Genomic DNA, 13,838 nt, shown 5'->3' on the forward strand with positions numbered 1-13,838 from the left:
CGCCTCCGCCCGTACCGAGGTGGCCGCCGCTGCCGCCGATCCCGCTCCCGACGTCGCCGGTCCGGCGGCGGCAGGCGTCACGGCAGCCGTCCGGGCCAGGCACCGGCCGGTTGCGCGGAAGTGGGCGGCACCGGGGCGGCGTTCTGCCGGGGGGTGACCGAGGGCAGCGGGATGGTGGACATCACCCGGCCGACGATGTGGTCGGCGGGTACGTCGTCGGCGAGCGCGTCATAACTGAGCACCAGCCGGTGGCGCAGGATGTCCGGGGCGATGTCCTGCACGTCCTGCGGCAGCGCGTAGTCCCGCCCGCGCAGCAGGGCCAGTGCCCGGGTGGCCCGGACGATGCCGAGCGAGGCGCGGGGGCTGGCGCCGTACTGGATGAGCTGCGCCACGTCGGGCATCCCGTGCTCCGCCGGGGTACGCGTGGCCAGCACCAGCCGTACGGTGTAGTCGACCAGCGCGTTGTGCACGAACACCTGGTCGGCCTTGCGTTGCAGGGCGATCAGTTCGGTCGGGCTGAACACCGCCACCGGCTCCGGCGGGCTGACCCCCATCCGGTAGACGATCTCGCGTTCCTCGGCGTCGGTCGGGTAACCCACCAGGATCTTCATCAGGAACCGGTCGCGCTGCGCCTCGGGCAGCGGGTAGACCCCCTCCTGCTCGATCGGGTTCTGGGTGGCCATGACCAGGAACGGGTTCGGCACCTGGTGGGTCTGCCCGCCGATCGAGACCTGCTGCTCGGACATCACCTCCAGCAGCGCCGACTGCACCTTGGCCGGCGCCCGGTTGATCTCGTCGGCGAGCAGGAAGTTGACGAACACCGGGCCGAGTTCGACGTCGAACTTCTCGCTCGACTGCCGGTAGATCCGGGTGCCGACGATGTCCGCCGGCACCAGGTCCGGAGTGAACTGGACCCGGGAGAAGGTGCCGCCGACGACCTTGGCGAGGGTCTCCACCGCCAGGGTCTTGGCCACCCCGGGCACTCCCTCCAGGAGGCAGTGCCCGCGGGCGAGCAGGGCGACGAACATCCGCTCCACCATCCGGTCCTGACCCACGATCACCCGCTTGACCTCGAACAACGCGCGTTCGAGCAGGGTCGCATCCTCCGCCGGGGTAGTGCCCTTGGCGGGGCCGCCGTTGGCGGAATCGGTCGGTGTCGGGGCATCGGGCGTGGTCGGCTGGGCCACCGGTCCTCCACAGCGGGGTCGCGTGATCGAAAAGTTCGGCGAGGGACTGCCGCACCAAGCCTCGCACGTCCGGCTGAGTGACCGGGTGGCGAGAAGACGTTTTATCGCGCGCCGGTCGTCGCCGAGCCCACGCCGCTGTCGCGCTGCGGCGGTCCCACCCGTCGGCGGGACACGAAACGTCGCGCGCGGGTAGACAGGACCGGGCGGTCGACGTGTACGATTCAGCCGTCGCCGGGCGGCTCCCCCCGTGGTCGCCCGGCGATCTTAATGCCCGCGGCACGCGCATTGCCCGTGTCAGGTCCGGGCCGTCTTCTTCGACACAGCACGCCGCGACCGGCACTTCACGCCGTCGTCAGCGCGCACCGCCTCCGTACACTCGCCGGGTGACCGACTCCGAGCCGCCTCCGATGATCCCGGTCTGCTCGGCGAAGGGCTGCCGGGCGACGGCGATCTGGGCCCTGCGCTGGAACAACCCCCGGCTGCACGACGCGCAGCGACGCAAGACCTGGCTCGCCTGTGCCGATCATCGACAGAGTCTCGGTGACTTCCTTGGCGCGCGCGGATTCCTGCGTGAGGTGGCACCGGTGGACCCATCGCCTACGCTCGAACCGTGAGCCAGCGAAACGATCTCCTCCGGCGCCGCGCCTCGGCCAGCGGCGGTCACCGGCACCGTCGGGTGACCCGGTGAGCCACCCGGGCGGACCCGGCCCGGCGCCGCGTCCGGCCGGACCGGACCAGCCAGGTCCGTCAGCCGGTCCGACCAGTCCGCTGGAGCCGTGGCCGGAGACCGTACGGTGGCAGCCGGTCTCCGGTGACCTGATCTGGGTCGAGCTGCTGCGGCTGGCCGCCGGCATGGTGGTGGTGCTCGCCGGACTCGCCGTCGGCTGGGCACTGACCGGCCACTGGCTCTTCGGGCTCGCCCTGGGCCTGGCCGCACTGCTCACCGGCTGGCGGGCCGTTGCCATCGTCCGGGCCGTACGCGCCTGGGGGTACGCCGAGCGCGACCACGACCTGCTGGTCCGGCACGGTCTGCTGGTCCGCCGGTTGTCGATCGTGCCGTACGCCCGGATGCAGTTCGTCGACGTCAGCGCCGGCCCGCTGGAGCGCGCCTTCGACCTGGCCACCGTGCAGTTGCACACCGCCGCGGCGGCGAGTGACGCCCGGGTGCCGGGGCTGCGCCCGGCCGAGGCGTCCCGGCTGCGCGACCGGCTCACCGCGCTCGGCGAAGACCGCGCGGAGGGCCTGTGACCGAGCCGCCGGTACCCGGACCGCCGCTCACCCAGCCACCCCCGACCGACCCACCGCCGAGCGGAGCCCACGGCACCGAGCCGCGCCCGGCGACCGGGCATGCGGCAGCCGAACAGGCCGTGCCTGGACAGGCAGCCGAACAGGCGGCCGAGCCCCGGCAGCGGCTGCATCCACTGAGTCCGCTGCTGCACGGCGCCAACTCCCTGGTGGTGATCGTCGCCGCGCTCTCCTGGCAGACCCTGGGCCGGGTCGGGCTCGGCTGGTACGCCGGCATGGTGGCGGTGCTGCTGCTCGGCGCCGTCGTGCTCTCCCTGGTGAGCTGGTACAACACGGGTTACCACGTGGTCGGCCGGGAGCTGCGGATCCACGAGGGGCTGCTGTGGCGGCGTACCCGGGCGATCCCGCTGGAGCGGCTCCAGTCCGTCGAGGTGGTCCGTCCCCTGCTCGCACAGCTCAGCGGCCTGGCCGAACTGCGTCTGGAGGTGGTCGGCGGCGGCAAGACCGAGGCGCCGCTGGCGTACGTCGCGGTGGCCGACGCGGTCGCGCTGCGGGAACGGCTGCTCGGCCTCGCCGCCCGTACGCCCGCACCGGCCCGGCCGGGTGTCGAGGGTGTCGAGCGGGTCGAGCCGGCGGCTCCGGTCGAGGTGCCCCGCCGGCACCTGCACTCGGTGGCCAACCGGGACCTGCTGATCAGCCAGCTCCTCACCCCGCAGGCGCTGCTGCTCCCGTTCGGGGTGGCGTTCGTCGTGATCCAGTTCCTGAACGAGGGGTCCTGGTCGTTCATCGCGGTGGCCAGCACCCTGACCGCGATGGCCGGGGTGCTGTTGCAACCGCTGCGCCGGGTGCTCGCCGACTGGAGTTTCCAGCTCGCCCGCGACGACGCCGGCCTGCGCGTACGGCACGGCCTGCTGGAGACCCGGGCGCAGACCGTACCGCTGGACCGGTTGCAGGCGGTCGGTGCGACCTGGCCGCTGCTCTGGCGGATGAAGGGCTGGCTGCGGTTGCGGCTGGAGGTGGCCGGTTTCTCCGTCGAGGCGGACGCGAACCAGCGCGCGGACCAGTTGCTGCCAGTGGGTGACCTGCGGACCGGACAGAGGATCATGACGGAGGTGCTGCCGGGTGTGGATCTCACCGTGCCGTTGCCGCCGCCGCCCCGGCGGGCCCGCTGGGTGCATCCGCTGGCGCAGCCGGTGCTCGGCGCCGGGCTGACCGAGCGGGTGTTCGCGGTCCGCAGCGGGCTGTTGACCCGCCAACTCGTCGTGGTGCCGTACGCGCGGATCCAGAGCGTGCGGGTCGTGCAGGGGCCGGTGCAGCGGCGGCTGCGGTTGGCGACCGTACACGCCGACACCGCCGGTGGGGCGGGTGCCGCGGCCCTCGACCGGGATCTGGGCGAGGCGTGGGCACTGGCCGCGGAACTCACCGCCCGGGCGCGAGCCGCCCGCGGCGCCGGCTGAGCGACGTGCCCGAACCGGCGTCCTGAGCCGCTCGTCCGGCGGCAGGACACAGCCTGCCGTGCTACCGCGACCGACGCCGGGACACGGCGGGCCATGCCGATCATCCGACCGCGGGCCACGGCCTAAGCTGCACCCATGGAACAACCGCCGGATCCCGGCTTCGAGCCCGGTCTGACCGCCCGGGTGGAACTCGTCGTCAGCGACACCGACACCGCGCTGGCGGTCGGCTCCGGTGACGTGCCGGTGCTCGGCACCCCGAGGGTGCTGGCGCTGGCCGAGGCGGCCACGGTGGCGGCCACCGCCACCCGGATGCTGCCCGGCATGACCACCGTGGGTCTGCGGGTGGAACTGGACCACACGGTGCCCACCCCGGTCGGCCGTACGGTTGTCGCCCAGGCCTGGTTGACCGAGGTGAGCGGCCGGCGGCTGCACTTCGACGTGAGCGTGACCGACGGCTCGGCGACCGTGGCGAAGGGCCGGGTCGAGCGGGCGCTGGTCGACCGGCTCCGGTTCGTGGAAAGGGCGTCGCGCACACCATGACTATCGAATTCGAGGAGATCGGCGAGCGGGTCTACCTGCTGCGCCATCCCGCACTCGAGGTCAACGTGACCCTGGTCGTCGGTGACGGCGAGGCCCTGCTGGTCGACACGCTGTCCAACGCGACCCAGGCCGGTGAGCTGGCCGCCGCGGCGCGCACGATCACCCCGTACCCGTGGACGTTGGTGAACACCCATCACCACTTCGACCACTGCTTCGGCAATGCCACGCTGGCCGGCGAGCCGGCCCGGCCGATCTACGCCCACCAGGCCGCCGCGGCCCGGCTGCGGGACCATCCCGAGCTGGTGCGACAGCAGGCGTACGACGAGATGCGCGAAACCGAACCGGTGCTCGCCGCCGAGCTGTCCCGGACCACGATCCTCGCGCCCAGCCACCCGGTGCACCTGGAGTCCACCCTGGACATCGGCGGCCGTACGGTGGTCCTGCGCCACCTCGGACGCGGGCACACCGACGGCGACCTGGTGGTGCACGTGCCCGACGCCGACCTGCTGGTCGCCGGTGACCTGGTCGAGGAGAGCGGCCCGCCGTCGTTCGACGACAGCTACCCGCTGGAGTGGCCGGAGACGGTAGCCGAGCTGCTGCGCCTGGCCACCCGACGCACCATGGTCGTGCCGGGCCACGGCGCCATCCTCGGCATCGACGGCGTACGCGCCCAGCACGAGCAGCTCGCCACCCTGGCCTGGCTGATCCGCGACGGGCACGCCGACGGCGCTCCCGCCGAGCGGGTCGCAGCCCGGGCGCCGTTCACCCCGACGGTGACCATGCCGGCGATCCGGCTCGGCTACGCGGAACTCTCCGGCGACACCTGATCGGCCCGCCGACCGTCGCCGATCCGGGTCACCCGGTCGGGAACCGGGCGGCCACCTGCTCCCGGGTCGGCATCGCGACCGCCCCGCCCGGCGCCTCGCAGACCAGCCCGGCGACCCGCAGCGCGTACGCGACCCGGGCCGGCCAGCCGTCCGGTGCGGGCGGGCCGGTCAGCAGCAGGTCGGCGACGAGGGCGGCCATCACCGAGTCACCGGCCCCGGTGGCGTCGACGGCGCGTACCACCGGTGCGGGCACCGCCACCGGTTCCGGTGCCGCCCCGGCGGACACCAACGCCCCTGCCGGTCCTCGAGTGATCACCACGGCAGGGGCGCCGAGCGCGCGCAGCCGCGCCGCGACCCGGTCCAGCGGCTCGCCGGGATAGAGCAGTTCGGCGTCGACGGCGCTGAGTTTCACCAGGTCGGCGGTGCCGGCGAACTCGGCCACCACGGCCCGGAAATCGTCCAGCGCGCCCTCGTCGGGCATCAGCCGGGGCCGTACGTTCGGGTCGAAGACCCGCCGTCCGGTGGTGAGCGACCAGGCCCGCCGGGCGGCGGCCAGCACCGGCGTACGGAGCAGGGCGATCGAGCCGCAGTAGAGCACCCCCGCCTCGCCGATCAGGGCCGGATCGAGCGCACCGGCCGCCAGCAGGCCGTACGAGGGCGGTTCGCCGTAGAAGCGGAAGTCTGGTTCGGCCCCGGCGAAGGTGGCCACGGCGAGCGTGGTCGGCACCGGTACGGTCACCACCCCGCGCTGCCCCACACCGCAGTCGCGCAGGAAGTCCCGGATCCGTCCGGCGAGTACGTCGTCGCCGACCGAGCCGACGAACTCCACCGGGGCGCCGAGCCGGGCGACCCCGACCGCGACGTTCAACGGGGCGCCGCCGATCGCCTGGCGGTAGACCGGTTCACCGTCTGCCTGCCCTTCGAGGAGGTCGACGAGCGCTTCGCCGAGCACCACCGCGTACCCCATGGTTTCCTCCTGCCGTCGAGATCCTGCCCGAACAGCATGCCGGGTCGGGGCCGGGCCGGGTCGACGGCGTCCGGTGGGGCGCACTCCGATCGATGCCCACCTATTGCATCGGGTACGGATCCGTGATGCACTGGCGCGTACCGGGACAGCGCGGGGGCTAACGCGCCGTGCCGGATGCCGCCAGGGGGCCGCGCGAGCAGCACACCCGTCCGTGATCGGACCGGGTCTCGTGTCGCCGCCTGCCCGCCGCGTCTTCTCCCATCACCGCCACCATCGCGAGCGGCTTGCACGACACCACGACCAGCGGTCCGACCCGGGTGCCCGCACCCCGCGGGACCCGCTGGTTGTCCGCAGTACCGGCGTACCCACCCGCCTGCGGCTCTAGCCCGAAGTTAAGGAGTACTCGGTGAAACCCTTCCGCAGAGTCGCGGTGTTCGCCGCCGCGGCCATGCTCACCGCCGGCATCGTCACGGTGGTGACGCCCACCGCGGCGTTCGCCCATGGTGCCGCCATGGCACCCGGCAGTCGTACCTTCCTGTGCTGGAAGGACGGGCTCAGCCCGCGCGGCGACATCCAGCCCAACAACCCGGCCTGCGCGGCCGCGGTCAACCAGAGCGGGGCCAACTCGCTCTACAACTGGTTCAGCGTGCTGCGCTCCGACGCGGGCGGCCGGACCACCGGTTTCGTCTCGGACGGGCAGCTGTGCAGTGGCGGCAACGCCAGCTTCAGCGGTTACAACCTGGCCCGCAACGACTGGCCGCTGACCCACCTGACCGCTGGTGGCAACTTCAACTTCAAGTACAGCAACTGGGCCCACCACCCGGGCACCTTCTACTTCTACGTGACGAAGAACAGTTGGAGCCCGACCCGCGCGCTGGCCTGGAGTGACCTGGAGGAGCCGTTCCTGACGGTGACCAACCCGCCGCAGAGCGGTGGGGTCGGCACCAACGAGGGGCACTACTACTTCAGCGGGCAACTGCCGACCGGCAAGAGCGGCCGGCACATCATCTACTCCCGCTGGGTGCGCTCGGACAGCCAGGAGAACTTCTTCGGCTGCTCGGACGTGGTCTTCGACGGCGGCAACGGCGAGGTCACCGGGGTCGGACCGGGCGGTTCCAACCCGCCGAACCCGACCACCCCGCCGCCGAACCCGACCACGCCCCCGCCGAACCCGACCACCCCGCCGCCGAACCCCACGACGCCGCCGCCGAACCCGACGACCCCGCCGCCGGGCACCGCCGGCTGCTCGGCCACCTACCGGGTGACCGGGAGCTGGTCCGGAGGCTTCCAGGGCGAGGTCACGGTACGCAACACCGGCAGCTCGGCACTGAGTGGCTGGACCACCCGCTGGACCTGGGCGAACGGTCAGACGATCGGCAGTCTCTGGAACGGGACCTACACCCAGAGCGGATCGGCCGTCACCGTACGTAATGCCGGGCACAACGGCTACCTGGCCGCGAACGGCACCGCCACGTTCGGTTTCACCGGCAGTGCCGGGGCCACCAACACCGCACCGACGGTGAGCTGTAGCAGCCCGTAACTCCTCCCCACGGAGCGGCCGGGCCCGACGCGATCAGCGCCGGGCCCGGTCCGTGCTCGTCACCGCCGGGGCGGTGCCTGCGGTGGTGTTCGCTCGCCTGGGTCAGGCCACCATCGAGCCGACCACCGGCTTGGTGAGCAGGGCCGACTGGTTGCGCTGGATGCCCGGGTCGAGCGAGCGCTCGACGAAGATCGCGTGCCAGATGCAGAAGATCAGTACGGTCCACACCTTGCGCGAGTGGTCGGCCTCCTCGCGCTTGTGCTCCTCGAGCAGCCGCATCGCGTACGACAGGTCGAGCAGGTCGCCCGCGCCGGAGGTGGACAGGATGTGGCGAGCCCACTCGTACATCTCGCCCCGCAACCAGACCCGGGTCGGGGTCGGGAAGCCGAGCTTGCGTCGGTTGACGATGGCCGGTGGCACCACGTTGCGCAGGGCCTGGCGCATGGCGTACTTGGTGGCGTCGGAGCGGGGCGGCAGCTTCAGGTCCACCGGGATGCCGGCGGCGACGTCGAACACCTCCCGGTCCAGGAACGGCACCCGTACCTCCAGCGAGTGCGCCATCGAGATCCGGTCGGCCTTGACCAGGATGTCGCCGCGCAGCCAGGTGTAGAGGTCGATGTACTGCATCTTGGTCACGTCGTCGAGTTCGGTGGCCTCGGCGTAGATCGGGGCGGTCACGTCGGTGTAGCGCACGCTCGGGTCGTAGCGGCGCATCAGCTTCTGCTTCTCCTCCTCGGTGAACATCCGCGCGTTGCCGTAGTAGCGCTCCTCGATCGGGGTGGTGCCGCGTTCCAGGAAGCTCTTGCCCTTGACCCCCTGCGGGATCGCCTTGGAGACCGCGCGCAGGCCCTTCTGCATGCCGCCGGGCAGGCCGTTGACCGCGCCGAGCGAGAGCGGCTCGCGGTAGATGGTGTAGCCGCCGAAGAACTCGTCCGCGCCCTCGCCGGAGAGCACCACCGTGACGTGCTCGGCGGCCTTCTTGGCGACGAAGTAGAGCGGCACCAGCGCCGGGTCGGCGACCGGGTCGTCCAGGTGCCAGATGATCTTCGGCAGGGCGTCGATCATGTCCTGCGGCCCGATCTTGGTCGGGATCGTGGTCACCTCGAGGTGCCGGGCCGACTCCTGGGCCACGTCGATCTCGGAGTAGCCGGGCACGTCGTAGCCGACGGTGAAGGTCAGGATGTTCGGGTTGAACTCCCGGGCCAGGGCGACCACCGCGGTGGAGTCGATCCCGCTGGACAGGAACGAGCCGACCGGCACGTCGGCCCGCATGTGCATCCGTACGCTCTCGCGCAGCGTCTCCCGGATCTGGTCGTAGAGTCGCTGCTGGTCGTCGACCGGGGCGGGCCGGAACACCGGCCGGTACCACCGGCGCACGTCGATCCGGCCGCCCGGCATCCAGGTCAGGTACTCCCCCGACCCGATCCGGCGGATCCCGTGGTGCAGCGTGCCCGGCTCGGGGACGTACTGCAGGGTCAGGTAGTGCGACAGGTTCGCCGCGTCCACCCCGGCGTCACCGGCGTGCGCCGCGGGCGCGAACGGGAGCAGCGCCTTCTTCTCCGAGGCGAGGTAGACCCCGTCGTTGGTCTCCAGGTAGTGCAGCGGCTTGATGCCGAAGTAGTCCCGGGCGCCGAAAGCCCGCCGCTCCTGCCGGTCCCAGATCACGAACGCGAACATGCCACGCAACCGGTTGAGCACCTGCTCGCCCCAGTAGTGGAAACCGGCGACGATCACCTCGCCGTCGCCCTGGGTGGCGAACTGGGCGCCGAAGTCCCGGGCCAGCTCCTCGCGCAGCTCCAGGTAGTTGTAGATCTCGCCGTTGAAGGTCAGCAGGTAGCGGCCGTCGGCGTACGGCAGCGGTTCGTGGCTGAGCGCCACGTCGATGATCGACAGCCGCTTGTGCGCGAAGACCGCGTCCGCCCGCGTACCGGACGGGTCGGCGATGACTTCCACCCCGGTCTCGTCCGGTCCCCGGTGGTGCAGGCATTCCAATGCGCCGGCAAGGGCGTCTCGGTGCGCGCTGGCGTCGCCGCGCGCGCTGAAAAAGGCCAGGAGTCCGCACATGGCGGTCATCTTTCCACGCGGCTCGGGCGCGCGTGCCGGCACCGCTGGGAGATCTGGGGCGCGCTTGCGCGGTACCGTCTTGGGGATGGATCTGCCTGGGAGGAGCGGGACATGAGCGACGAGCGGAACGAGGACACGGCGGAGACCGCGCGCATCGAGTCGCACGATCCCGACTACCCGGAGAAGTTCCTCGCGTTCATGCGCGAGGGCTGGCGCGATTCCGCCCTCTCCGTGAGCCCCCGCCCCGAGGTGCCGAACTACGCCAAGCGGCGGGCCGCCCTCTCGGCCGCGTTCGCCGGCGAGACGTTGATCATCCCGACCGGCACCGAGAAGGTACGGGCCAACGACACCGACCACCCGTTCCGGCCGGGCAGCGACTTCGCGTACCTGACCGGTGACCACGACCCGGACGACGTGCTGGTGCTGCGCCCGAACGGGTCCGGCCACGACGCCACCCTCTACACCCAGCCGCGCAACTCCAAGGAGACCGACGAGTTCTTCCGCAGCCGCAACGGCGAGCTGTGGGTGGGTCGCCGGCACACCCTGGCCGAGAAGTCGACCGAGTTGGGGGTCGAGACGGCTCCCCTGACCGACCTGGCCGCCGCGCTGGCCGACTGCGCGCCGGGGCGTACCCGGGTGCTGCGCGGGCTGGACAGCTCGGTCGACGCCGCCGTGCGCCCGTACGACCCGCCGGCACCGACTGGTGACCAGGCGACGGCGCAGCTCGGCCGGGACCGGGAACTGGCGGCGGTGATCAGCGAGTTGAAGCTGGTCAAGGACGAGTGGGAGATCGCCCAGCTCCAGGACGCCATCGACGCGACCGTACGCGGCTTCGAGGACGTCGCCCGGGTGCTGCCGGCGGACCGGCCGGTGACCGAACGGCTGCTGGAGGGGATCTTCGCGCTGCGGGCCCGGCACGACGGCAACGACGTGGGTTACAGCTCGATCGTCGGGTCGGCCGAGCACGCGACGATCCTGCACTGGGTCCGCAACACCGGCGTCACCCAGCCGGGCAAGCTGCTGCTGATGGACATGGGGGTGGAGGGGCGCAACCTCTACACCGCCGACGTCACCCGGGTGCTGCCGGTTTCGGGCACCTTCACGCCGTTGCAGCGCCAGGTCTACGACATCGTGTACGCCTCGCAGCAGGCCGGAATCGAGTTCATCCGGCCGGGCGTGAGCTTCAAGGACGTACACCGCACCTGCATGCGGGTGCTCGCCGAGGGCCTGTCCGAGCTGGGGCTGCTGCCGGTGAGCGTGGACGAGGCGATGGACGAGACCTCGACGGTCTACCGGCGCTGGACGCTGCACGGCTTCGGGCACATGCTCGGCATCGACGTGCACGACTGCTCGAACGCCCGCAAGCAGACGTACCGCGACGGCGCTCTCGGCGAGGGCTACGTGCTGACCGTCGAGCCGGGTCTCTACTTCCAGCCCGAGGACGAGCTGGTCCCGGCGGAGCTGCGCGGGATCGGCATCCGGATCGAGGACGACGTACTGGTGACCCCGGCCGGAGCGGTGAACCTGTCGGCCGGTCTGCCGCGACGGGCCGACGAGGTGGAGACCTGGCTGGCCGCGCAGCGCGAGGCGGGTCACCGGCTGCCCGGCTGACGGGTTCCCGCCGCTTGATGATCTTCCGTGGGGTCGAGCCGCAACGGTACGATGACGCTGCGTTCATGCCCGATCCCCCACGGGAGGCGTCGTGCCCGGCAGGAGCCTCGGCGAACCCCCGCGCGCCCCGACCATGGACGTGCTGCGGGTGCTCTTCGCCCTGATCGGGGTGGCCTCCTTCGTCTGCGGCTACCTGGGTCTGCAGGAGCACTTCCTCAACCTCAAGCCGCCCGCACCCGCGCATCCGTCCGACCTGCTCTACTACGACCTGCAACTGTTCGTACTCGGCTCACCGCCGCTGGACGACGGCGGGCCGTTCCCACCGCTGCTGAACATCGCCCGGTTCAGTGCCCCGGCCGTCACCGTCTACGCCTTCATCGAGGCCGGCCGGCTGGTCTTCCAGACCGAACTGCGGCGGCTGCGGGTCCGCCAGGCCCGCAACCACGTGATCGTCTGCGGTGACGGCCTGATCGCCAACACCCTCGCCCGGCGGCTGCGGGCCGGCGGCGACCGGGTGGTGTCGGTCCCCTCGGGTGCGGTGGCCACCGAACCCGACACCCGCCGGGTGGCCAGGGCGGCACGGGACCCCGACGTGCTGGGGGCGGCCGGGGTCGGACGGGCCCGCGCCCTGTACGCCTGCACCGACGACAGCGCGGCGAACACCGCGATCGCGCTCGCCGCCGCCCGGCACGGCCGGTACGGCCGACGCAGCCCGCTCTCCGTCTACGCCGAGGTCGCCGACCCGGAACTCTGCCTCGCCCTACAGGCCCGGCATCTCGGGTTGGCGGGCCAGCCCGGCGCCCGGGTGGACTTCTTCCACATCGACGACCTGGCCGCCCGCAAGCTGCTCAGCCAGGAGCCGCCGGTGCCGGTCGACGGTGAACCGCCACGGGTGGTGGTGGTCGGCGCGACCAACTTCGGCCGCGCCGTACTGGTGGAACTGGCCCGGCGGTGGCGGCTGCGCGACCCGCGCGACGACCGGCCGGTGCCGGTCGCGCTGGTCGACGAGGAGGCTGGGCGGGCCCGCGACGAACTCACCGAGCGCTTCCCGTTCCTGTCCCGGGCCTGCCGGATCACCGCGTACGACGGGGGGCTGACCGAACTCCTCGCCGACGGAGGGCTCCCGATGCCACCCGACCGGGTGTTCATCTGCTACGACGACGAGCAGCGGGCGCTCAAGACGGCGCTGACCGCCGAGCAGTTGTGGCACGGCGCACCAGGGTCGGTGGTGGTGCGGCTGGACCGGCTGGCCAGTCTCCGGGAGGCGTTCGGCGGTTCGGGCGAGCGGCTGCTCGACGACCTGTCCGGCACCCTGCGCCTGTACGGCGTGGTCCGGGCCGCCTGCGACCCGGAGCTGATCGGGGACGATCTCGCCCGGGTGATCCACGAGAGCTACGTCGCCGCCCGGCTCCGGCGCGGTGAGCGGCCCGAGAACGCCCCGACGCTGGTGGCGTGGGAGTCGTTGACGGAGACGCTGCGGATCGCCAACCGGGCCCAGGCGGAGGACTTCGGTAGCAAGCTGCGCGAGTTGGGGTGTGTCCTGTCCCCCCGGGTGGGGCCGGGCGAGGAGTACACCCTGACCGAGCCGGACATCACCCGGCTGGCGGTGCTGGAGCATCGGCGCTGGGTGGCGGAGCGTATCGCCGCAGGCTGGCGGTACGGTGAGCCGCGCGACGACGACCGACGGCTGCATCCGGCGCTGGTCGCCTGGGAAAAGCTCAGTACGGAGATGCGCGAACGTAATCACGACGTAATCGCGGCGATGCCCACCATCCTGGCCGACGCCGGGTTCCGGATCGTCCGGCTGCGGCAGGCGTGACGATGAACGGACGGTGTGCCATGCCGCGGATCGGGGTCACCGGTCATGTCATCCTCGCCAACGGCACCGCCGAACTGGTCGCCGCGTGTCTCGCCGAGCATCTGCGGCCGTACGCCGGGCCGGGGCTGCACGGGATCACCTGTCTGGCCAACGGCGCCGACCAACTGTTCGCGCGGGAGATCCTGGCGCTGGACGGGACCTACGAGGCGGTGATCCCGGCCGCCGACTACCGGCAGTGCGCGGTCGAGCGGGAGAACCGGGCCAGCTTCGACGAGCTGCTGGAACGGGCCGTACGGGTGGACTACATGCCGTACGACCGGTCGGACCGGCAGGCGTACATGGCCGCGAGCGTGGAGCTGCTGAACCGGTGTGAGCTGCTGTTCGCGGTCTGGGACGGGCGACCCTCGGTCCACATCGGTGACACCGCCGACGTGGTACGCGCCGCCCGGGAGCGTGGGCTGCCGGTGACGGTGCTCTGGCCCGACGGCGCCCGGCGCGGCTGACCGTCCTGCCCCTGGACAGATCCAGAGCGGCGATTCCGGCGAACTATTGGACGACACCTAATAGCGGCGCTATTATGT

The 13,838-nt window shown here is 72.0% G+C and carries 12 protein-coding genes; 9 read left to right on the plus strand and 3 right to left on the minus strand.

All coding sequences use genetic code 11. The features are described from left to right. Positions 1–77: 77 nt before the first annotated feature. Positions 78–1,187 carry a MoxR family ATPase gene (locus AB0J90_RS31560; protein ID WP_363602153.1) on the minus strand — a complete coding sequence of 370 codons (1,110 nt, stop codon included), beginning with the start codon at positions 1,185–1,187 and terminating at the stop codon, positions 78–80. A gap of 407 nt (positions 1,188–1,594) precedes the next feature. Here AB0J90_RS31560 and AB0J90_RS31565 point away from each other — a divergent pair, with 407 nt between their 5' ends. The 5 genes from AB0J90_RS31565 (at position 1,595) to AB0J90_RS31585 (ending at position 5,256) form a co-directional block, all read left to right on the plus strand. Next, a complete protein-coding gene (locus AB0J90_RS31565) occupies positions 1,595–1,801 on the plus strand; it encodes a hypothetical protein (protein WP_326563242.1) in 207 nt (68 codons plus the stop codon). 154 nt (positions 1,802–1,955) lie between these two features. Further along, positions 1,956–2,435, plus strand: coding sequence for a PH domain-containing protein (locus tag AB0J90_RS31570; RefSeq protein WP_363602242.1), 480 nt, complete (start codon positions 1,956–1,958; stop codon positions 2,433–2,435). A 119-nt stretch (positions 2,436–2,554) separates the two neighbouring features. After that, positions 2,555–3,889, plus strand: coding sequence for a PH domain-containing protein (locus AB0J90_RS31575; protein WP_363602244.1), 1,335 nt, complete (start codon positions 2,555–2,557; stop codon positions 3,887–3,889). 135 nt (positions 3,890–4,024) lie between these two features. After that, the gene (locus tag AB0J90_RS31580) at positions 4,025–4,429 is read left to right on the plus strand and encodes a hotdog domain-containing protein (RefSeq protein WP_363602155.1); all 405 of its coding nucleotides are present in this window, start codon (positions 4,025–4,027) and stop codon (positions 4,427–4,429) included. Next, on the plus strand, positions 4,426–5,256 hold the full coding sequence (locus AB0J90_RS31585) for an MBL fold metallo-hydrolase (RefSeq protein ID WP_363602157.1): 831 nt from the start codon (positions 4,426–4,428) through the stop codon (positions 5,254–5,256). The genes AB0J90_RS31580 and AB0J90_RS31585 overlap by 4 nt, the downstream gene beginning before the upstream one ends. A 28-nt stretch (positions 5,257–5,284) precedes the next feature. Here AB0J90_RS31585 and AB0J90_RS31590 read toward each other — a convergent pair whose 3' ends face one another. Beyond that, positions 5,285–6,223, minus strand: a complete 939-nt coding sequence (locus AB0J90_RS31590; RefSeq protein WP_363602160.1) for a carbohydrate kinase — start codon at positions 6,221–6,223, stop codon at positions 5,285–5,287. 448 nt (positions 6,224–6,671) lie between these two features. Here AB0J90_RS31590 and AB0J90_RS31595 point away from each other — a divergent pair, with 448 nt between their 5' ends. Beyond that, entirely contained in the window at positions 6,672–7,763 is a 1,092-nt protein-coding gene (locus AB0J90_RS31595) for a lytic polysaccharide monooxygenase (RefSeq protein WP_363602247.1), read from the plus strand. A 102-nt stretch (positions 7,764–7,865) separates the two neighbouring features. Here AB0J90_RS31595 and asnB read toward each other — a convergent pair whose 3' ends face one another. Further along, positions 7,866–9,827 carry an asparagine synthase (glutamine-hydrolyzing) gene (gene asnB / locus AB0J90_RS31600; RefSeq protein ID WP_363602161.1) on the minus strand — a complete coding sequence of 654 codons (1,962 nt, stop codon included), beginning with the start codon at positions 9,825–9,827 and terminating at the stop codon, positions 7,866–7,868. Positions 9,828–9,938: 111 nt separating this feature from the next. Between asnB and AB0J90_RS31605 the strand changes: the two genes are divergently transcribed. The 3 genes from AB0J90_RS31605 (at position 9,939) to AB0J90_RS31615 (ending at position 13,760) form a co-directional block, all read left to right on the plus strand. Beyond that, on the plus strand, positions 9,939–11,438 hold the full coding sequence (locus tag AB0J90_RS31605) for an aminopeptidase P family protein (RefSeq protein WP_363602163.1): 1,500 nt from the start codon (positions 9,939–9,941) through the stop codon (positions 11,436–11,438). A gap of 91 nt (positions 11,439–11,529) precedes the next feature. Continuing rightward, complete coding sequence (locus tag AB0J90_RS31610) at positions 11,530–13,257, plus strand: RyR domain-containing protein (RefSeq protein WP_363602165.1); 1,728 nt, start codon at positions 11,530–11,532, stop codon at positions 13,255–13,257. A gap of 20 nt (positions 13,258–13,277) precedes the next feature. Next, on the plus strand, positions 13,278–13,760 hold the full coding sequence (locus AB0J90_RS31615) for a hypothetical protein (RefSeq protein WP_363602167.1): 483 nt from the start codon (positions 13,278–13,280) through the stop codon (positions 13,758–13,760). Positions 13,761–13,838 lie beyond the last annotated feature (78 nt).

The organism is Micromonospora sp. NPDC049523, assembly GCF_040676775.1.
Taxonomy (GTDB): Bacteria; Actinomycetota; Actinomycetes; order Mycobacteriales; family Micromonosporaceae; genus Micromonospora_G.

Bases quoted from the DNA above. Each gene is read 5' to 3' on its own strand.
- AB0J90_RS31565 (WP_326563242.1), top strand. From the start codon at position 1,595: ATGATCCCGGTCTGCTCGGCGAAGGGCTGCCGGGCGACGGCGATCTGG.
- AB0J90_RS31580 (WP_363602155.1), top strand. From the start codon at position 4,025: ATGGAACAACCGCCGGATCCCGGCTTCGAGCCCGGTCTGACCGCCCGG.
- AB0J90_RS31585 (WP_363602157.1), top strand. From the start codon at position 4,426: ATGACTATCGAATTCGAGGAGATCGGCGAGCGGGTCTACCTGCTGCGC.
- AB0J90_RS31590 (WP_363602160.1), bottom strand. From the start codon at position 6,223: ATGGGGTACGCGGTGGTGCTCGGCGAAGCGCTCGTCGACCTCCTCGAA.
- AB0J90_RS31595 (WP_363602247.1), top strand. From the start codon at position 6,672: ATGCTCACCGCCGGCATCGTCACGGTGGTGACGCCCACCGCGGCGTTC.
- asnB (WP_363602161.1), bottom strand. From the start codon at position 9,827: ATGTGCGGACTCCTGGCCTTTTTCAGCGCGCGCGGCGACGCCAGCGCG.
- AB0J90_RS31605 (WP_363602163.1), top strand. From the start codon at position 9,939: ATGAGCGACGAGCGGAACGAGGACACGGCGGAGACCGCGCGCATCGAG.
- AB0J90_RS31615 (WP_363602167.1), top strand. From the start codon at position 13,278: ATGCCGCGGATCGGGGTCACCGGTCATGTCATCCTCGCCAACGGCACC.